This window comes from Staphylococcus schleiferi (assembly GCF_025558325.1).
GTDB lineage: Bacteria > Bacillota > Bacilli > Staphylococcales > Staphylococcaceae > Staphylococcus > Staphylococcus schleiferi.
In genome coordinates, this window is sequence record NZ_CP094712.1 from 1,650,254 (window position 1) to 1,671,626 (window position 21,373).

Annotated in this window: 19 protein-coding genes; 3 read left to right on the forward strand and 16 right to left on the reverse strand. The window is 35.9% G+C overall.

All coding sequences use genetic code 11. From position 1 onward, the window contains the following. Positions 1-20: 20 nt before the first annotated feature. From pknB to def, 6 genes are read right to left on the reverse strand one after another with little or no spacing between them, the layout of a single operon-like run. Complete coding sequence (pknB, locus tag MUA40_RS07735; RefSeq protein ID WP_126495948.1) at positions 21-2,045, reverse strand: Stk1 family PASTA domain-containing Ser/Thr kinase; 2,025 nt, start codon at positions 2,043-2,045, stop codon at positions 21-23. Continuing rightward, entirely contained in the window at positions 2,042-2,785 is a 744-nt protein-coding gene (locus tag MUA40_RS07740) for a Stp1/IreP family PP2C-type Ser/Thr phosphatase (RefSeq protein WP_016424868.1), read from the reverse strand. Before MUA40_RS07740 ends, pknB begins: the two co-directional genes overlap by 4 nt. Positions 2,786-2,791: 6 nt before the next feature. Further along, positions 2,792-3,886, reverse strand: a complete 1,095-nt coding sequence (gene rlmN, locus MUA40_RS07745; RefSeq protein WP_016424867.1) for a dual-specificity RNA methyltransferase RlmN — start codon at positions 3,884-3,886, stop codon at positions 2,792-2,794. A 6-nt stretch (positions 3,887-3,892) separates the two neighbouring features. Then, entirely contained in the window at positions 3,893-5,194 is a 1,302-nt protein-coding gene (gene rsmB, locus MUA40_RS07750) for a 16S rRNA (cytosine(967)-C(5))-methyltransferase RsmB (RefSeq protein WP_016424866.1), read from the reverse strand. Beyond that, complete coding sequence (fmt, locus tag MUA40_RS07755) at positions 5,195-6,127, reverse strand: methionyl-tRNA formyltransferase (protein WP_016424865.1); 933 nt, start codon at positions 6,125-6,127, stop codon at positions 5,195-5,197. It lies immediately after the preceding gene. After that, positions 6,120-6,605: a peptide deformylase gene (def, locus tag MUA40_RS07760; protein ID WP_016424864.1), complete on the reverse strand. Its 486-nt coding sequence runs from the start codon at positions 6,603-6,605 to the stop codon at positions 6,120-6,122. The genes fmt and def overlap by 8 nt, the downstream gene beginning before the upstream one ends. 457 nt (positions 6,606-7,062) lie before the next feature. On the opposite strand from def, the gene MUA40_RS07765 reads away from it, so the two are divergent. After that, complete coding sequence (locus tag MUA40_RS07765) at positions 7,063-7,683, forward strand: hypothetical protein (RefSeq protein WP_016424863.1); 621 nt, start codon at positions 7,063-7,065, stop codon at positions 7,681-7,683. Between the two features lie 638 nt (positions 7,684-8,321). Here the strand turns inward: MUA40_RS07765 and priA are convergent. The 4 genes from priA to gmk all read right to left on the reverse strand — a co-directional run bounded on the left by priA (position 8,322) and on the right by gmk (position 12,959). After that, positions 8,322-10,730 (reverse strand): primosomal protein N', encoded by a 2,409-nt coding sequence (gene priA / locus MUA40_RS07770; RefSeq protein ID WP_167732747.1) that lies wholly within the window; start codon positions 10,728-10,730, stop codon positions 8,322-8,324. Continuing rightward, positions 10,727-11,932 (reverse strand): bifunctional phosphopantothenoylcysteine decarboxylase/phosphopantothenate--cysteine ligase CoaBC, encoded by a 1,206-nt coding sequence (gene coaBC, locus MUA40_RS07775; RefSeq protein ID WP_194368851.1) that lies wholly within the window; start codon positions 11,930-11,932, stop codon positions 10,727-10,729. Before coaBC ends, priA begins: the two co-directional genes overlap by 4 nt. A gap of 194 nt (positions 11,933-12,126) precedes the next feature. After that, positions 12,127-12,336, reverse strand: a complete 210-nt coding sequence (rpoZ, locus tag MUA40_RS07780) for a DNA-directed RNA polymerase subunit omega (RefSeq protein ID WP_016424859.1) — start codon at positions 12,334-12,336, stop codon at positions 12,127-12,129. Further along, the gene (gene gmk, locus MUA40_RS07785; protein ID WP_016424858.1) at positions 12,336-12,959 is read right to left on the reverse strand and encodes a guanylate kinase; all 624 of its coding nucleotides are present in this window, start codon (positions 12,957-12,959) and stop codon (positions 12,336-12,338) included. Before gmk ends, rpoZ begins: the two co-directional genes overlap by 1 nt. A gap of 161 nt (positions 12,960-13,120) precedes the next feature. On the opposite strand from gmk, the gene MUA40_RS07790 reads away from it, so the two are divergent. Further along, positions 13,121-14,824 (forward strand): Rqc2 family fibronectin-binding protein, encoded by a 1,704-nt coding sequence (locus MUA40_RS07790; protein ID WP_126495950.1) that lies wholly within the window; start codon positions 13,121-13,123, stop codon positions 14,822-14,824. Positions 14,825-15,003: 179 nt separating this feature from the next. On the opposite strand, the gene MUA40_RS07795 is transcribed toward MUA40_RS07790, so the two are convergent. Continuing rightward, entirely contained in the window at positions 15,004-16,092 is a 1,089-nt protein-coding gene (locus MUA40_RS07795; RefSeq protein WP_016424856.1) for a trypsin-like serine peptidase, read from the reverse strand. 446 nt (positions 16,093-16,538) lie between these two features. Here MUA40_RS07795 and MUA40_RS07800 point away from each other — a divergent pair, with 446 nt between their 5' ends. After that, entirely contained in the window at positions 16,539-17,273 is a 735-nt protein-coding gene (locus tag MUA40_RS07800; protein ID WP_194368849.1) for a hypothetical protein, read from the forward strand. A 204-nt stretch (positions 17,274-17,477) separates the two neighbouring features. Here the strand turns inward: MUA40_RS07800 and MUA40_RS07805 are convergent, their stop codons facing one another. The 5 genes from MUA40_RS07805 to MUA40_RS07825 all read right to left on the reverse strand — a co-directional run bounded on the left by MUA40_RS07805 (position 17,478) and on the right by MUA40_RS07825 (position 21,373). Continuing rightward, complete coding sequence (locus MUA40_RS07805) at positions 17,478-17,891, reverse strand: VOC family protein (protein WP_016424854.1); 414 nt, start codon at positions 17,889-17,891, stop codon at positions 17,478-17,480. Positions 17,892-18,389: 498 nt separating this feature from the next. After that, positions 18,390-18,998, reverse strand: coding sequence for an orotate phosphoribosyltransferase (pyrE, locus tag MUA40_RS07810; RefSeq protein ID WP_016424853.1), 609 nt, complete (start codon positions 18,996-18,998; stop codon positions 18,390-18,392). Then, positions 18,986-19,690, reverse strand: a complete 705-nt coding sequence (gene pyrF / locus MUA40_RS07815) for an orotidine-5'-phosphate decarboxylase (protein ID WP_016424852.1) — start codon at positions 19,688-19,690, stop codon at positions 18,986-18,988. Before pyrF ends, pyrE begins: the two co-directional genes overlap by 13 nt. After that, on the reverse strand, positions 19,680-20,612 hold the full coding sequence (locus MUA40_RS07820) for a dihydroorotate dehydrogenase (protein WP_016424851.1): 933 nt from the start codon (positions 20,610-20,612) through the stop codon (positions 19,680-19,682). Before MUA40_RS07820 ends, pyrF begins: the two co-directional genes overlap by 11 nt. Further along, complete coding sequence (locus MUA40_RS07825; RefSeq protein WP_167732754.1) at positions 20,609-21,373, reverse strand: dihydroorotate dehydrogenase electron transfer subunit; 765 nt, start codon at positions 21,371-21,373, stop codon at positions 20,609-20,611. Before MUA40_RS07825 ends, MUA40_RS07820 begins: the two co-directional genes overlap by 4 nt.

Below are 21,373 nucleotides of genomic sequence, written 5' to 3' on the forward strand. Positions count from 1 at the left end.
TCATATGGCGTATTGATTAGTTATAAATCATCGTAATGAATTGTTTTTCTGTCAACCGTTTTCCCATCTACTTTAATTTCGTAATGACCTGAATCATCTTTAGGTATCGTTAAATTTAAAGGATAAGAAATACTTTTAGAAATAGTGAAAGTTTCAGCCGGTGAATCGCTATCATTATTTTTATCTTGGATATACACTTCTACTTTTTGTGCTTTTTTGTTTTTACCACTATATGGAATTGTCACATTTTCAGAATAAGGTTTCTCCCGCACAGTTTTAGAATCACGATCTGCTTTATCCTCACTGTCATCATCATCTTCTTTGCCGGTAGAGACGATAAATCTTACAGTGTCTCCTTCATCGACGTTCGTCTTTTTAGGTGTGTGATTAATGATATGATTTTCTTTCACATGATTATCTGCACGTTCTTTTTCTATTTCAACATTTAAACCTTTGTCTTCTAGCTCTTGTTTGACCTTATCGTAATCTTGATTTGTGTAATCATCAACATAGATTTGTCGCTTTCCAAGTGACTCGGTAAGCTGTACTGCATCTTTAGTAACGACAACATTTTCACCTGGTGTAATACTTTGTGCTTCTATGCTTCCTTTTTCAAAATCATTTTGCGTGTACGCTGTTGTAAAAGTCACATGACTAAAGCCTAATTCCTTCAACTTATTCTCAGCATCCCGTTTAGTCATACCGATAAGATTCGGCATTTTTTCAATATGCTGGCCTTTAGAAATAACAATATCAACCTGACTGTTTTGTTCTACTTTTGAGCCAGCTTCCGGTTTAATGGCCATAACACGTTCTTTATCATAATGGTCACTATATTCATGTGAAATGTGGCCAATTTTAAGCTTGTTATCTTTTAATAACTTTTCAGTTTGTTGTTCTGATTTACCCAGTACATCAGGAACTTGGCTATATTTATTGCCAATCATAGCTGCGGCCATAAAAACAAACAAACTTGCAACTAACAGGACTAAGATAAGACCAAAGACCACTTTTTTACGGACAGAACGCTTTTGTGTTGGCACATAATAAGAGGCCTTCTTAGACTGTTTAGGCTCAGCTTGTTTTTCTGTTTGAACGATTGGAATTTGTGTTGTTTCTTTTACAGATTTTTTTTGTTTATCTTGTTCTATTTTTAGCGCATTTTTATCGATAGGCACTGTTTTCGTTTTAGAGGTATCCGATTCATATAGGGGTTCATTTTTACGACTAGGATCTAGTGTAGACATGACATCACTCGCCATCTCTGAGACAGAGCGATATCTATTACTTTGCTCTTTTTCTGTCGCTTTTAAAATGACGTTACTTAACGCTTGCGGAACATCTCTTCTTTTATCACTTACATTAGGGACCGTCTCTTGTATCTGCTTAATCGCAATACTAACAGGCGTTTCGCCATTAAATGGTGGCTGTCCAGTTAACATTTCATACAAAACGATACCTAAAGAATAAATATCAGAGCGCTCTCCCGTTTTCTCACCTTTTGCTTGTTCTGGTGAAAGATATTGCACTGTTCCGACTACGTGATTCGTCTGGGTCATCGCTGTTTCACTTAATGCTTTGGCGATACCAAAATCCACAATTTTTAATGTTTGATTACGATCAATAATCATATTTTGCGGCTTAATATCCCGATGGATAATCCCTTGTTCATGTGCATGACGGATGCCACTTAAAACTTGCTCCATAAATTGTAGTGCTTTTTGTGGCTGTAAGGGCCCATGTGCTTTTATATAATCTGACAAAGTTGGTCCCTCAATATATTCCATCACTAAAAAGAAACAATCATCTTCTTCACCCACATCGAGTACGCTCACAATATTTTTATGAGATAACCGTGTCGTATTTTGCACTTCTCTTTCAAAGCGTTGCACTGTTGCTTGTTTTTCATTCGGCAAAATATGAATCAATTTGACTGCCACTTTACGATTTAAAATGGTGTCCATCGCAACGTAGACATTCGACATACCACCGCCGCCAAGAATTTGGGTTAATTCATAGCGATCATCTATCAAACGCCCTATCATACAGGCTCACCTGCAATTTCTGCAAGAACAAAAGAGATATTATCTTTCGCTTCATGTTCGACAGCAAGATCAAGAATCGCTTGACCTGTCGCATGAATATCTTGTTCTTGTTTTAAAACATCATGTATTTTATGAGATTTGACATAATCAGTTAAACCGTCAGAATTTAAAATCAGATATTGATAAAATTGTGTTCGCTTCGTAAAGATATCTGGTGTAACAAAACGATTTGTACCCATGACTTTAGTAATAATATGTCTTCTTGGATGTAGAAAAGCTTCTTCCTCAGTTATTTCACCTAGCATCACCAATTGATTTACAAATGTATGATCGATCGTAATTTGATCCATACGTCTTCCATTCGTGAGATAAGCACGAGAATCTCCTACATTTGCGACCACGATATGATGATCAAATACAAGCGCACAGACGCATGTTGTTCCCATACCTTGATAAGCAGGATTTTGTTGTGCTGTATCATATAGATCACGATTCACAACTTGTAAAGTATGTTTCAACCAATGTTCCGCTTGTTCTGGCTCAATATAATTTTCTGCTTCAAATCGTGTTTGTAAGGCTTCTACGACAAATTGAGATGCGACCTCACCTGCTTGGTGTCCGCCCATCCCATCACACATGACTAAAAGTTGTTGATCTGTTTTGTTATAAAACACACCACCTGCATCTTCATTATTTTCACGAAAATTCCCTGTCACTGAAAAAAATTCTGCATTTAACATTATGTTCTACCTCGTTTCCGCTTGTCGTTCCTTTGCTCTTAGCTGTCCACACGCAGCATCAATATCCGAACCTTGTTCACGTCTAATTGTAGCATTGATTCCTAATTTTTTTAATTCCTTTTCAAATTTAAAAATATCATCTTTCGGTGTTTTAACATAATTTCTCTCAGGAACATGGTTCACAGGAATTAAATTCACGTGACAGTTGAGCGGTTTAATCAGTTGTGCAAGTTCACGTGCATGTTCGATTTGATCGTTTACACCGCCAAACAAACCATATTCAAATGTAATACGACGGTTTGTTTTTTCTTGATAGTATTGAATAGCATCCATCAATTTGTTGACATCGTACGCTCTATTAATTGGCATTAGTTTTGAACGAATTTCGTTATTTGCTGCATGCAAGCTTACCGCGAAATTAATTTGTAATGATTCATCAGCAAAGTCATAAATTCTAGGTACAATACCTGAAGTGGATACTGTAATATGACGTGCACCAATATTCAAACCATTGTCATCATTTACAATTTTTAAGAAATCCATCATCTCATCGTAGTTTTCGAAAGGTTCACCTATGCCCATGATTACAATAGAAGAGACACGCTCGTCTGTTTCATCTAATGCTTTTTGAACAGTTAAAACTTGAGACACGATTTCACCAGCCTCAAGATTTCGTTTCAATCCTCCAAGTGTAGAAGCACAAAACGTACATCCTATACGGCAACCGACTTGTGTCGTGACACAAACTGAATTCCCATAATCGTGACGCATTAATACCGTTTCAATTGTATACCCATCTTGTAATTCAAATAAAAACTTAATCGTACCGTCTCGGCTTTCTTGTTTAACGACGGTTTGTAACGTCGTAATTGAAAAATGAGAGTCCAATAAATGTCTTAAATCTTTTGAAAGATTTGTCATTTCTTCAAAACTATTAACTCTTTTCTCATATAACCATTCAAATATTTGCTTTGCTCTAAAACTTTGTTGCCCTTGTTCTTTTAACCAATCCTTCATTTCATCAAATCGTAACGAATAAATCGATTGCTTTTCAAAATCAGGAAGAAATTTATTTTTCTTCTTTTTTTCAGCTGTAATCATTCACCATTATCCTTTCTTTTTTACTCTCGTGATAAAGAAACCATCTGTATTCATATCTTGCGGTAAGAGTTGTAATGTTTTTGTATATTCTCCATTGCGCGGGTCAATCACAGGGTCAAATTCAAAATCATGGTTTGACTTTAAAAATGTATAAATTACATTTTCATTTTCTAGTTGCTCAATTGTACAAGTCGAATAGACAAGTGTACCCCCTGGTTTCAAATTCTGAGCAACATTATTTAATAACTTAAGTTGAATTGTCACTAATTCATCTATAACTTCAGGTGTCATCGTATACTTGATTTCTGGTTTATGTCGAATTACCCCTAAACCACTACAAGGCGCATCTAACAGTATCTTGTCAAACATTTGATCGTAAGGTTTTGTTGCATCATGTTGCATCGCTTTAATATGCGTAAGCCCCAACTTATGAATATTATTTTCTATTAACGTAATTTTATGGTCATGCAAATCTGTAGCTAACACCTGGCCTGTCCCATTTAATAATTCCGCAATATGACACGCTTTACCGCCCGGTGCACTACAACTATCTAAGACCGAATCTCCTGATTGAAGGTTTAACATATGCGCAACAAACATTGAACTTTTGTCTTGAATACTCACATAACCTTTTTTAAAAAGAGATGTATGCATCACACCATGACCTGAAACATGTAAACATTCAGGCAAATGGTCATCCTTTTCAACGTGTAATCCTTCTTTTTCTAGAGCTTCTTTTGCCTCGTCAATGGCGATTCGAGTTTGATTCACACGTACTGTTTGTGCAGCGGGCAATAGTAAGTTTTCGGCAATAGATGTCGTCACAGCTTCTCCAAAATGAGTTAACCAATGTTTTATAATCCAGACAGGAATACTGTATTTTACAGAAAGGCGTATTTCTTTCTTTTTTATCGCATCGATATCAGGAAGATTTTGCGTCGTCACTTGTCTTAAAATCGCATTGACCACGTTTCCTGTCTGTTGCCCTCCACGTTGTTTAGCAATATTCACTGCTTCATGAATAATTGCATGTGTTGGAATTTTATCTAAATAGAGATGTTGGTACAGACTCATCCATAAAAGTCGACGCACCCAGCCTTTAATTTTCGTCTTAACAAAAGGTTTTAAATAGAAATCTAAAGTTAGCTTTCGTTTAATCGTCCCATAAACAAGTTCAGTGTATAATGCACGGTCTGCTGGATTTAAAGCATATGACTGTAATGTTTCATTCATTTTCAAGTTACTATAAGCCCCATCTTTAATGACAGCTTCAATTGTCATCAAACTTAGTTCACGTACCGTTGCCATTTACACAAATTCCTTTCCTACAAGGTTTTCTTGATAACCACTCAGGAATTGCGACACTGGCATCCGTTTTTTTCCTGATAACTGTATTTCAGTTAACGCAATGCTGTCCTCAGAGCCTGTTCCGACAATGATTTGTCTTTTTGTCGTTTCAATAATTTGACCCGCTTTACCACTTTGATTTTTTACAATTTCAGCAGCGTATATTTTCATCGTTTTATCCTCAAATTGCGTATATGCAACGGGCCATGGCGACAAACCTCTAATATGGTTATAAATTGTCAATGCATCACGATCCCAGTGTATGCGTTCATCTTCACGTTGTATATTCGAAGCGAATGATACATGTGCCTCATCTTGAGGTGTACGTGAATTTGTACCATTTAACAGAGATGGAAGCGTTTCTTCTAATAATTCTGTACCGAGCTGACTCAATTTATCATGCATCGTCCCTACATTGTCTTCCGCTTCAATTGGAATCGCACGTTGAGAGATAATGTCACCGGCATCTAGTTTTTTGACCATATACATGATCGTTACACCTGTTTCAGCTTCACCATCAATAATCGATTGATGAATGGGTGCACCGCCACGATATTTAGGTAATAAGGATGCGTGTACGTTTACAGCACCAAAACGCGGATGTTCCAACAATTGTTCAGGTAATAACTGACCAAATGCCGCAGTCACTATGAGGTCACACTCCATTGCTAGTAACTGTTCCAATTCGTCTGAATGCACTAACTTTTCAGGTTGATAAACAGGAATTTGATGTGCAACAGCCACTTGTTTTACAGGTGGTGGGGTTAAAACACGCTTACGTCCGACAGGTCTATCCGGTTGTGTAACTACCGCAATAACCTCTTCTTTTTCAATTAACATTTCTAAAATTGATGTTGAAAAATCAGGTGTGCCCATAAAAATTATTTTACTCATCTTCTAAATATGCCTCCAATTCTGCATCAGAAATTTCACGATCCATCACATCTACAAATAATATCCCGTTCAAATTATCAATCACATGTAAAATCATACGCGCGATATCATCATACGCTGTTAACTCGACTTCATTACCCTTAATATCAAAACTCTTTACTTTAATCATTTGACTTCTCGTCACTTCACCAAAACGTCCAGGAACACTTAAACAACCTTCTAATTCTGTCGTCTTTTCTTCAGATTGACTAATGACTTCTGGGTTAATTAATTGTAAAAGACCATCTTGCTCCATATCGACCAGTGCAATTTGTTCTTCCACACCAATTTGAGGCGCTGCCAATGCTTGTCCCCCTGCATCATACATCGTATCTTCAAGATCTTGTAGAACACGTTCAACGTGGCTGTCAAACTTCGTCACAGGGGCTGACTTTTTTCTGAGACTCGGATGAATATTCGTTCTTATCTTTTTTATCATATGAAGCTCCAGCTCCTCATAAAAAATTTATCATTATATTATAGCTTATTACGTCAAAAATTGCGATAACTATCCGCTTTCATCATAACAAAAATAATGAAGTGATACATGGGAATGAAACACAATCCTCAACTTTAACTTATACTACAACAATCTAACCTTTTTTAATGACAAAAGATGAAAAAATTATCGTTACTTTTGATAGCATTAAAAACTTTCTAAACGTTTATAAATTATCAAAAAAGATTCCGCCAATCTATATTTCGCGGAATAATATTAATATTGTGTTTAACAACATTGTATAAATTTTAAAATTGTCATTTGGAACTATTTAATGCATTCAAACGAAAAAGCTTAACTCGATTTTATTTGTTCACCTATTTAAGTTTAGTAGAGTTTCAATGTAAAAAGAATACAATTGTTAACACCTATCAATCATTTATGGAGGAGATTGTTAATGAGAAAAATATTCACTTTAATTTTTACAAGCCTTCTGATTTTAACAGCTTGTAGCGAACCCGACACCGATAAGCAAAGCACGTCTAAACATAAACGCTATTCTAAAGAAGAAAAACACACTTCTAAAAATAAAACAGTTGAAAAGCCCCAAGCCAATGTTGTCACAACTGATGAGGATATTAAAGAGGATGAGAATAAAACAACACTTCAAGAAGATACATCACAAACTCAATTGGATACACACAATGTGAGAGATAGAGCAACATTAGAACAGATACTCAACGGCGATTATACTGACCAACAAAAAATTGAAGCCTATAATAGTGCGGTGGCGAACGGTGTTATCCCTCAAGGCAACGTAATGGAAGGACCTGCATTAGCAGCATATGAAAGCTCATTACGTATCGAACGCGGTGAAGAAAAGTCAGTATACGAAACACGTGAACCAGAAACATTTGATTATGACCATAATGGCGTCTATAGAACACCTGAAGAACAAAAGGCACATGAAAAGTGGATTCAAGATCAATTAGAGTGGGAAGAACAACATGAAAAAGAACAAGAGCACGTGGGAGATATCGAAGCTGACGATGACAATCTAATAGAGGAAGATGAATAACATAAAATGCATAGTTTCTTAATTACTCATTATAACTGAACTATTCACCTGTAATTAACTCCCTATTTAAAGTAAATTCTATTCCTTTTATTATCTGTTTTGAGTAAGGCGCCTATGAAAATAAGTAAAAAATTAACAATCATAATGCCATTAAATAATGTCGTCCAGAATGATGAATCAAAAACTTTAACATTTGATGCCATCAAAAATGCTACAATAAATATAATAATCAATATAGATAAATACCATTTATTTTTAATAAGCATGATTAACATCCAATGATTTATTGAATGTATTCGATTTTATCCATCTCAATTTTCACATGCTCAAGTATATTCTTTTATTCACTACATAACAGGTTTTCAACATAAATTTTGAGTCGTCTTAAGTACCATTTTAATAAGACCGACATCTGAAAACAGATTTTGTAGCTGGTGATTCTTCTCGCAAAGCAGATTAGACTTCTCAAAAGCTTCATATTGAGAAGTCAGAGTGCTATTGCGCAATCATTAGCTACAGCAAAATTTTCTGGTCATGCATATTCAATACGCTCAACCGTTAACAATCAAAACCTTATTACTAGAGCTGAGCGATTTATGAGTCGAAGATTGAATGGATTAAAATTTAAAATAATCGTTTTACATCATCATATGAGGGTTAATATCGATTTTTAACGCCAATTTCTTTTTAATAAACATTTCATGATAATAGTCGTCTAAATAACGTAAGGCGTCGATTAAAGCAGGTTCACTTTTATATTTAACTAAAACTTGAAATCGATATTCGTTATTGATACGTGACAATGCTGATGGTGATGGCCCTAATACAAAAGCTTTATCTGTAAGATGTTGTAACAAAATTTGATGAACATGTGATGCAGCTTGCAATACTTCCTTCATTTTTTCATGAGTGATTGTAAAATTGATGAGATAGTAATACGGTGGATATTGAGCAAGCTTTCGATACTGCATCTCTTTTTGATAAAAGCTGACATAATCATTTTGTTGGACATCATACACGGCATAATGATCAGGATTATAAGTTTGAATAATTACTTCTCCTTTTTTATCGTGTCGCCCTGCACGACCTGCAACTTGCGTTAATATTTGGAAAGTCCGTTCACTCGAGCGGAAATCAGGCAAATTAAGCATCGTATCTGCATTCAAAACACCAACTAATGTGATATTCGGAAAATCCAAACCTTTCGCTATCATCTGCGTTCCTAATAAAATGTCACCTTTTCCTTCTCCAAACTGTTTCAACAGCTTCTCATGACTTCCTTTTTTAGTCGTAGTATCAACATCCATACGTATAATACGCGCCTCAGGAAAGCGTTGATTGAGAATTTCTTCGACGCGCTGTGTCCCCGTCCCCATTTGACGAATATGTTCACTCCCACAATTTGGACATTGAGTGGGCGCAGGTTCTTGATGACCACAATAATGACATTTCAACTGATCAGAAGATTTATGGTATGTCAGTGAGATATCACAATTAGGACATTGAGGCACATGACCACAATCTCGACATAACATAAATGAGGCATAGCCCCGACGATTTAAAAACAGTACGACTTGTTCTTTTTTATTCAAGCGGTCTTCAATCGCATCTGACAGTGCATTTGAAAATAATGAGCGATTGCCATTCGCAAGTTCTTCACGCATATCTAAAATTTCGATTTCAGGTAAAGGCTGTTGATTTACACGTGTAGGCATGGCAAGTAATGTATATACGCCTTTTTCTGCTCTTGCATAACTTTCTAAACTTGGTGTTGCGCTACCTAGAACAAGTGGACAATGATGATATCGACTACGCCATTCCGCAATATCTTTTGCATGATATCTAGGATAATCTTCTTGTTTATATGTAGACTCATGCTCTTCATCAATAATAATAATACCTAAATTTTTGAATGGCGCAAAAACACTTGAACGTGCCCCTACGCTTACTTTTGCACGACCGTCTCTTATTTTTTGCCACTCGTCATAACGTTCTCCTTTAGATAAACCAGAATGTAGCACTGCCACCTCATCTCCAAAGCGACGTTTGAAGCGGATGACCATTTGCGGTGTGAGTGCGATCTCTGGTACAAGCATCATCGCTTCTTGATTATGCGCTAAAACTTGCTCAATAATTTGTAAATAGACCTCTGTTTTACCTGAGCCAGTAACACCGTGCAGTAAAAACGTCTCTGAACGTTGATTTGTGACAGCATCTTCTAACTTCACAAAAGCTGCTTGTTGCTCAGAGGTTAAAATACGCTTTTGATCTTGCTCAAATATACGTCCTTCATACGGGTCTCTTTCGACAATGGCATCATATTTTTCAATTACACCTTGCTTCTCTAAAGTATTGATTGCTGACTCTGAGAAAGTCATTGCCTTTAGTTCTTTTAAACTTACATCTCTATGATGTTCATCTAATAAAAAAGCGAGCAATTCATATTGTTTTGGTCTTTTAGTGAGTGTTTCTAAATGCGCTTCTGCTGCATCAAAATCATTCACGCGTACTGCACGTTGTGTTTTCTTTGACGTGTTTTGAGATAAAATCGTCACACCCTCAACGACATCTTTTTTCATATAAGACAACATTTCAGTAATATTTTCGTCCGCTTGTGCTTGTTTATAAAAGTAGATTCCATCATTATTAAAACATTGTGCTAGCCTATCTGGTAGCTGTGTGCGGTCTTTTATTTTAAAGGCTTTAGAATATTTCGCTTTAATTGCACTCGGTAACATCGCCTCAAGTATCGATATTCGCTTTGAAATAAAATAATGGCTGTACCATTCACTTAATTGCACTAATTCTGCAGTGAGTTCAGGTTGAATATCTTTAACTTCGATAATTGATTTGAGCCGAGATAAATCGTAATTGGCTTCAGCTTCAGATACACATTTCATGACATATCCTTGTATTTTTCGAGGTCCAAATGGAACGATAACACGTACACCAGGTTGAATGGTAGCTTCTAAATCTTTTGGAATTTGATAATCGAAAGTTTTATCTACGCTTTTTGAAGCGATATCAACAACAACTTGAGCAATCATTGGTGCCAACTACTTTCTAACGCTGATAAAATCTTTGTTGCGAGTGCTTTTTTAGGTCCTTTTTGTATCGGGTAGCTTGAACCTTCTTTAAAGAACAATGTCACTTCATTATCATCTGAACTAAATCCAATTGACTGATCTCCAACATTATTCGCAATGATGACATCAGCATTTTTGTTTTTTAATTTTTCTTTTGCATAATGCGCTACATTTTGTGTTTCTGCTGCAAAGCCAACCAATTTTTGTGTTGTTTTATGGTCCCCTAAATACTTCAAAATATCTTGTGTTCTTTTAAATTCTACAGTCACATTGCCGTCTTGTTTTTTCATTTTATGAGGTAAAGGCGTCACAGGCGTATAGTCTGAAACAGCAGCCGATTTAAATATAATATCTTGTGTCTCATAGCGTTCTACTACCGCATGAAACATTTCATCTGCTGTTGTCACTGACACAAAGTCAACACCATTAGGTACGTCTAATGTTGTTGGGCCTGATACCAATGTCACTTTTGCACCTAAAGATACCAATGCTTCAGCAATCGCGTAACCCATTTTTCCTGAAGCACGATTTGAAACAAAACGGACTGGATCAATGATTTCCACCGTTGGACCTGCCGTAATCAGTACACGTTTATCTTTAAAATAATTCTCTTCTGTTGACGTCGGTCTCTCTGCCATCTCTCTTTCAAGAACATTTTTGATTTCTAATGGCTCTGCCATACGACCTTTTGCTACATACCCACATGCTAAAAATCCTTCTCCAGGTTCAATAAAATGATAGCCGTCAGCCGTCAAAGTTTTGATATTATCTTGTATGCGTGGATTTTCATACATATTGACATTCATCGCCGGTGCGATAAATTTTGGTGTCTTCGTTGCAAGCAATGTTGTTGTGACCATATCATCTGCAATACCATGGCTCAATTTCGAGATAATATTGGCAGTGGCAGGTGCAACAACGATTGCATCCGCCCAATCCCCTAATGCAATATGTTGAATTTCTTCGGGATTTTCTTCAATAAATGTATTGGTATATACCGCATTGCGACTGATTGCTTGAAACGATAGTGGCGTGACAAATTGTAATGCATGTTCAGTCAACATAACGCGTACATTAAAACCTGCCTGTGTAAGCTTGCTCGTTAAATCAATGGTTTTATATGCGGCAATACCACCTGTTACAGCTAACAAAATATTTTTCATCATTTCCACTCCCGTTTTTTCGCTCTTAAAGGCATTATAATATATTTAGTCTTTCCTTTCATTAACGCCAAATTCAAAGCTTGTCTATGCGTCATTCAAATATGACTTCCATAATAAATACGCTTTTCAATAATGACTTCTTGATCGAAGACTATTGAAAAGCGCATAATTTGATATTGAGATTTAAGTCTTAATTAAAAGTTTTTCTCATCTACATGTGGATGAATTTTACTTGCAGCAATTTCTTCAAGTGCGCGTCCTACAGTTTTTTTACTGCTGTAACTGTCTAATAATAGATGTTCAGGATCGGCTTGGATTTCTCGTGCACGCTTAGCCGCTGTTGTAGCAATTAAATATTTAGAATTGATTTTATCTTGTAATTGATGTAGCGATGGGTATAACATTATTTTTTTGCCTCCAATAACATTTTTCTATATTTAGCTTCTATACGTTCACGTTTTAAATGTTCAGCTGCGACAATACATTGAATTCGGTCTTTTGCCAAATCAACTTCATCATTCACTACAACGTAATCATATAAATTCATCATTTCAACTTCTTTTTTTGCTTCATTGACACGACTTTGAATCTTTTCAGTAGATTCTGTGCCACGACCAATCAGACGTTCAGTCAAATGGTCAAGACTTGGTGGTGCTAAAAAGATAAACAATGCATCTGGAAATTTTTTACGAACTTGTTTTGCCCCTTCAACTTCGATTTCTAAAAATACATCATGCCCTGCATTCATTGTATCTTTTACATATTGAACCGGTGTTCCGTAGTAATTTCCGACATACTCCGCGTATTCAATAAATTCATCTTCTTCAATTAATTTTTCAAATGCCTCTCTTGTTTTGAAAAAGTAATCCACCCCATCCGCTTCGCCTTCACGCATTTCACGTGTCGTCATTGAGATTGAATATTTATAAGATGTGTGAGGATCATCAAAAATACGTTTCCTGACTGTGCCCTTACCAACGCCAGAAGGGCCCGAGAGAACTATGAGTAAGCCTTTTTCAGTATCCATGCCGTACGACCTTTCTTCGCTATTCTTCTATTTATTTACATATCTTACCACAGTTTTTGTTATATTGTATAGAGTCGTTAAATTAAAAACTTTACGTCTGACGTCATTGTTGGCACATGTTATAATAGTGTAATGAAAAATTTTAAAGGTGGCAGATGATTATGGCATTTGATGGTTTATTTACAAAGAAAATGGTAGACGCGTTACAATTTCTTGTATCTGGGCGTATTCATAAAATTAATCAACCGGAAAACGATACAATTATTATGGTCGTGAGACAACAGCGGAAAAACCATCAATTATTGTTATCTATTCACCCTAATTTCGCACGCCTTCATATTACGACTAAAAAATATGATAATCCTTTTGAACCACCTATGTTTGCACGTGTATTCCGTAAACACTTAGAAGGTGGACGCATTAATGCCATTCGACAAATCGGAAATGACCGTCGAGTTGAAATTGATGTTGAAAGTAAAGATGAAATTGGTGATACGATTTATCGCACAGTTATATTAGAAATTATGGGGAAACATAGTAATCTAATTTTAGTGAATGAAGATAGAAAAATTATAGAAGGCTTTAAACATTTAACGCCTAATACAAATCAGTATCGTACTGTTATGCCTGGGTTCCAATATGAAGCACCACCAAGTCAAAACAAACACAATCCATATGACGTTTCAGGTCAGCAGGTTTTATCTTATATCGATTTTAATGCCGGAAAAATTGATCGACAGCTGCTACAAACATTTGAAGGATTCTCACCGCTCATCACTAAAGAAATTACGATGAGACGCCATTTTATGACTTCTGAAACATTACCAGAAGCTTATGATGAAGTGATGTCAGAAACAACGATGCCATCGCAACCTATTTTCCACAAAAATCATGAGACAGGAAAAGAAGAATTCTACTTTATGAAGTTACACCAATTTTACGATGATATCGTGACATTTGATTCGCTCCACGAATTGCTTGATTGTTTCTATGATGCAAGAGGCGAGCGCGAGCGTGTCAAACAACGTGCAAATGATCTCGTTAAGTTGGTCCAACAATTATTACAAAAATATCAAAATAAGCTCGCTAAGCTGATTGACGAACAAGCTGGCACACAAAATAAAGAAACCCAACAATTATATGGTGAGCTGATAACTGCCAATATATATCGACTTCAAAATGGAGACAGTTCTTTAGAGGCATTAAATTACTATACAGGTGAAAACGTGACCATTCCATTAGATCCAACGCGCTCCCCTGCAGAGAATGCACAATATTACTATAAACAGTATAACCGTTTAAAAACGCGTGAAAGAGAATTAACGCATCAGATTCAATTGACTAAAGATAACATCAATTATTTTGAAAATATAGAGCAACAACTCGCACACATTCAAGTACAAGAAATAGATGATATTAGAGAAGAGTTAGTAGAGCAAGGTTATTTAAAACAGAAAAAACTTCAAAGAAAGAAAAAGCAACAGAAGATTCAATTACAATCTTATCTTTCAACTGACGGGGATATGATTTTAGTTGGTAAAAATAATAAACAAAATGATTATTTAACGAATAAGCGTGCTCAAAATAAGCATTTATGGTTTCATACCAAAGATATTCCTGGCAGTCATGTGGTCATATTAAACGATGACCCATCCCAAAAAACGATAGAGGAAGCTGCAATGATAGCGGCCTATTATTCTAAAGCAGGGCAATCCGGGCAAATTCCAGTTGATTATACTGCGATTCGAAACGTGCACAAACCGAGTGGCAGCAAGCCTGGATTTGTCACATATGACAGTCAAAAAACACTTTATGCAACACCAGATTATGATATGATTCGTCAACTCGAATCAGAAAAAATTTAATCGTTGTAAATTTAAATACCTTATCGAGTGGTCCTCAATCTGCACATTGATTGTCGCTCGGAGATGACTAGGGTTGCGCAAAACGCAACAAAAGCGTATGCGCAACCTAGACATCTACTGACTTAAGGTGTGATAACTGACAGCGGGTATCAACCCACTTTTGATGTCTCAAATTTCATTTATTTTAAGATTTTGACATCTTTACTATCCAAATAGCCTACCCATTTATTGTTAGCATCATAAATAGATAAGTAAGTTTCTCCATTTGGATGATGATATAAGTATTTAGCTTTATATGTGCCGTCTAATTTCAAATGTTTTTCAGTCACTTTATTTTTAAAGTTCAAGTCTTTCCAAAGCAGACTATTTGAATGTAGCAGTTTCACATTTTTTTGATACGGATGTGCTTCAGGTTGACCCATCCAATGTTTAATATAGTCAATGTTTAGCGCAGTTAAACGTGTCGCTCCATTAAAATCCACATTACCATAAGTGTGTACACCAATCACTTGTTGGTTCGTATTTCTCACACTACTTCCACTTTGACCTGGATTTGTATCCATTAAATAATGAATATTATGTTCAGTTAAATTTTTAATCACACCATTTGCACGATATTGCACATTTCCACCTTTGTCGCCAGGAAAACCAGATGTTTCAATCGGTTCATTGACATTCATATTTGAAGTCACAGAAAGTGTTCCTGTTTTCTTACCTAAATCCGAATCCAATGTTATTAATGCCATATCATAATTAGAATCCTCTGAGTCTTGCCATTGTTTCAATGTCATTAATTTTTTAGACTCTGCTTTACCAATTTCATAATTTTGACCGTTTACACCTGCATAAACAGTAATTTTAGTCGCAAAACCTACGCCTTTTGAATACACATTATGGCCAGCAGTTAATACAGCGTTATCACCAATCATCGTACCTGAACCAATGTATGTTTTACCATCAGGGAAAGTCATATTGAGCAGAACGACTTGTCGGTATGGGCTGTCTTTGTAATTTGAAACACGTACACGGTCATCTTTACCAAAAACTTTTTCAGGCACATTCCCTTTTTTCTCATCGATACTTTTAAGTTTGCTTTGATCTAATTCAAGATGACCCGATGTTGGAGGCTCTGTTGGCTTTTGACTTGGTATTTCGGCATGTTGACTTTGATGATCGTTCGTTTCTGCTTGAGCAAATCCTACAAAACTCGTTTCCAAAAGTAACCCTGTGACTAAAACAGTACTGACTAAAAAAGGTTTTTTCTTCATGACACATGCTCCTTTTTTTATTTTTTTATTTATTTCACATGATATGCTTCATATCAGTAAAATAAATTATAATTTTATATACCCAATCTATCTAAAAAATATTACATGTGTAGTTAAATTTATTTTATTTTTATAAAAATATTACATTAATTAGTTTAAATTATTTATACAGTATGTATAGCCTGCAATAAGTCTTGATTTTGAAATTAGTTAAATAAGTATGCACGCTTGTTCAATTGAATCTTATGCATCACCGTTTAAAAACACTTTTAACGTAAGACCTTAGTAGGATTGAAGACAAAAACAGTTGCATCGGCTATCAATAAAATGGTAAAAACAAGTTAAAGCGATATAGAAGATTTGCGATGGACGTGGTTATGTTAAGATAAGAGTAGCGCATGCGGTCATACTTGAAACTGTAACCACGGTTTTGAAGGAGGATATACATGAAAAGACAAGGTAAGCGTTTAGATTATCCTAGAGTAGAAAAAATATTAGATGATGGAACGATTATTGCTTATGATAAGTATAATCAACTGAATACGGATTTAAATATTCATACATTAACTGATGCCCAACAACATCAAGTTTTTGGTGGCATACTGATTAACACAGCAGATCAACAAAATAAGTATTATACTGATCGTGATTATCGTTATGAACAAGAACAACGAGAAGCACTCAACCAAAGCAAAAGTAGAAACAAATGGCTCTTATTCGGCTTTATCATTGTTTTATTACTGTTAGTTGTTTTTATTGTAAAATCTTGCAGTAGTGACGATACACAAAATGAGACATCTGATCAAAATAATGCGACGACAAATTCTCAACAAACACCTGACAACAATAAATCAGAAAATCAATATGTGGAACAAAAAGATAAAGAATTACAACAACAAATTCAAGATACAAAAGATAGTATTAAAAATAACCACAGCGATACACAGTCTAAAATTGATCAATTAAAGCAAGAGATTGAAAACTTAAAAAATCATACAAATGATAAACAAGCGAATAAAGTAGCAAATCAATATGATGATACCGTGGACAATTTACAAAACGCTGAAAAAGAAAGACAAAATGGTAATAACGACGCTATGGAAAAAGAGTTAGAAAAAGTGAACAAAAAGCTTGATGAAATTACTGAAAAAATTAAGTCTTGGTTTAAAAATGAAGAATAATTTATATTAAAAATGCGTTGACATTTAAAAAAACACGGACTTATATCCCAAAATAAATAGCGCTAAGATGACTTTTAATAGAAAATCGTCTTAGCGCTTCTTTTTTAGGAAAAATACGTATCGTATAACTTTACTTTCCGAAGTAACAGCCTCAGCCACTTTTCTTTTTCATTCACGCGGTGTTTAACTCCACCCTTTCGGCTTCTAGCGTGTCGATTCAGGAAGTGCAAGTTGGAAATTCACACCAAACTTATCTTGAACCCATGCAAACTCACGATATTGGGGTGGCATTTCTGTTTTAGGCATTAGAATCGCACCACCATCTTTTAAACCATTATATAATGTATCCATTTCAAATTGATCTTTGACTGTCACATACAATGACATTGCTGGATTCATTTCAATCTCTGCGCCATTCATATTATCAATCGCCATGAACACTTGACCATTGAGTGTAAAAATAGAATGTTGTACCTTTCCTGCCTGCTCAGGAATGGTATCATCATATTTCACCATTGTGATAATTTCACTATCTTGAAATAATGATGTATAACGTTGTATAGCTTCTTCAGCATTCCCATTAAACATTAGAAATGTCGTAATTTTAGGTATTTTCATTTTGATCGTCTCCTTCATGCAATATTCGAGAAATGGAACTTTAGGTATTTTAGAAAGGGTAACAACGTCGTTCGTTTAAATTTGAACTTTGTCACCTTTAATTTGTTCGAACCCTACTTTCCTTTTCTCTGCCCTATGAGATAATAGCTTTTTACAACTATTTCCTCTTTATGACTTTGTTTGATTATTTCTTTTGACTTTCACTCTATATTATAACCCGTTACAATAAGGTTAAATCATTTTTGGAGGTCATTTTATGATTAGCATGAATTTATTAATACCACTTTTAGTAATGCTTTTAATTATTGTGGGTGGCTGGTTATTTTTACGTTGGTATTTAAAATAATTATACCTATCCTTATATACTTGAATACAACCGATCAATCCTTACAGTATTAAATATAATAGCGATACCATAATGAAACGATAAATATAAAGAAGCGGGATAGCAATCAAATTGATTTCCTTATCCCGCGCTTTCTAGTGCGCATCACACAATTAAAGTTGATTACGCCAATTAATTAATGTTTCAATATCTGCTTCTGAGATTTTACCTTCAGCTTGTGCAACTTCGATTAACTCATCGTAATGACTCAACGTATAAAAAGGGACTTTGGCATCATTAAACATTTCATCAGCTTTACTTAATCCGTATGTAAAGATGGCAACGACGCCTAATACATCCGCTCCAGCCTCACGTAAAGCATTCACTGCTGTAATCGATGAACCACCCGTCGAAATTAAATCTTCCACAACCACTACTTTTTTATTGTTACTTAATGCACCTTCTATTTGGTTTTGCTTACCGTGACTTTTACTTTTTGAGCGTACATAATTCATCGGCAAACTCATTTTATCTGAGATATAAGCTGCATGTGGAATTCCCGCAGTTGCTGTTCCAGAAACAACTTCAACATCTGGAAAGTGTTTTTCAATAAGTTGTATTAAACCATCACGGATTGCTTCACGCACTTCAGGATAACCTAACGTCACACGATTATCACAGTAAATCGGCGACTTGATACCCGAGCTCCATGTAAACATCTCGCTTGGAGATAAAGAAACTGCTTCAATATCTAATAATGATTTTGCAATTAATTTTGACATTCATTTAACCAACTTTCCTTAATTTGATGATAGCTTTCTACAGGATTGTCACTTTGCGTAATAGGTCGACCCACAACGATGTGTGTAGACCCACGTTTTTTTGCATCTTCAGGTGTCGTTATTCTTTTTTGATCATCTGATGCACTATTCGCCGGACGAATTCCTGGCGTCACTTTTAAGAAGTTCTCTCCACATTCCGTTCTTAATAGACTCGCTTCTAATGGTGAGCAAACCACACCATCAAGTCCAGCACGTTGTGCGAGTTGTGCGTAATTCAACACTGCTTCTTCCATCGTTGATTGAATATTTTGTTCATGGTGAAGTTGTGCTTCTGATGTCGATGTAAGTTGTGTAACTGCGATCAGTTTAATATCTGGATTATGCTTTTTTAAACCTTCAACGGCACGTTTCATCATTTCTGAACCACCAGCAGCATGTACGTTAACCATATCAACATCGAGTTGAGCTAATCCTTCCATCGCCTTGCCCACAGTATTTGGAATATCATGTAATTTCAAGTCGAGAAAAATATCATGGCCTAATGCTTTTATCTTTTTAATAAGCTCAGGTCCGGTTTGATAAAAAAGTTCCATGCCCACTTTAACAAATAAAGATTCATCAAAGTGGTTTAAAAATGCAATAACGTCTGCTTCAGTTGCGAAATCTAATGCGATAATGGGATCATTTCTCATGTACTGACAATCCTTTCTGCGTGCGTCGTTTTAAGTCTAAGATGTGTTGAACATTGAGTTCATCTAATCGTTCAGGTAAGGCATCAATAATTTCTTTACATACTAAAGGATTTTGGAAATTTGCAGTCCCGACAGCAACCGCATCTGCACCTACTGAAATATAATCAATGACGTCTTGAGCGTTTTGAACGCCGCCCATTGCGATAATAGGAATATGAGGCAATGCTTTTCTTACTTCATAGACCATCCGTAATGCGACTGGCTTAATTGCAGGACCACTTAAGCCACCGATAATATTATGAATAATAGGTTGGCCCGTACGAGGATCGATTTTAAGACCAACAAGGGTGTTAATCATTGTGAGTCCATCCGCATATTCAGCGATAGCTTGAGCCATTTCCACAATATTGGTCACATTAGGTGATAATTTAACATAAACCGGCACGGAAGATACTGCCTTAACTTTGCGTGTTAATTCTGCTGCCACTTCAGGATCGACACCAAATTGCATGCCACCCTCTTTAACATTAGGACAAGAGATGTTTAATTCTAGTGCCTTTACATTGGGTGCTTTAGAAATATGCTCTGCAACGTAGACATAATCTTCTTCTAAAGAACCGGCTACGTTCGCAATAATTGGCACATCATAAGCTTCCAATGCTTTCAATTCGTGTTCAATAATATGATGGACGCCCGGATTTTGTAATCCGATGGCATTAATCATACCGCTATCCGTTTCGGCAACACGTGGTGTTTCATTACCGAACCTTGCTTCTTTTGTGGCCGCTTTAATCATGATTGCACCTAAATCAGACAAGTCATAAAATTGTCCGTATTCTGCCCCAAATGCAAAGCAACCACTGGCTGGCATAACTGGGTTTTTAAGAGACAAACCGGGTATTTCTACATTTAATCGACTCATAATACAACAGCTCCTCTCTCGAAAACAGGTCCATCTGTACATACTTTAACGTAATCAGTCGGATGTTGAGGCACATGACATACACAAGCAAAACAAGCACCAATACCGCATCCCATTCTTTCTTCTAATGAAATGTATCCAGGTACATCCTTTAAAGTTTCTAATTCATTTAATGCTTTTAACATCGGTTTCGGCCCACATGTATAAAAAATATCATAATCGATTGGGAGTTGGTCAATGACCGTTGTTACAAACCCTTTTTCACCTTGTGAACCATCTTCTGTTACGATATGTGTTTCTCCTAAAGCTTTGAATTGATTTTCATAAAAAACATCCTTAGATGAACGAAAACCAAGTACATGAACAGTTTCAATTCCATTTTGATTGAGTTGTTTAGACAGTTCATAAAGCGGTGGTACCCCTATTCCGCCACCTACAAGTAATGCTTTTCGCTTCGCTTTATCAACTGGGAAGCCATTTCCGAGTGGTGCTAAAATGTCGATTTCATCCCCTTCATGTAAAGCTGCAATACGCTTCGTACCTTCTCCTTCAGCACGGAAAAGCATTGTAAAGCTATTGCTTTCTTGATCAATTTCACAAATTGAAATCGGTCTTCGTAACATGTGTAATGAGCCTTCTCCAGTCTTAATGTGGACAAACTGACCGGGTTGCTTTAAATCAGCAACCGCCGGCCCAGATACTTTCAATTCATAAATACGATCCGCAATATTTTGATTAGAGATGACAGTTAATTTTTCCAC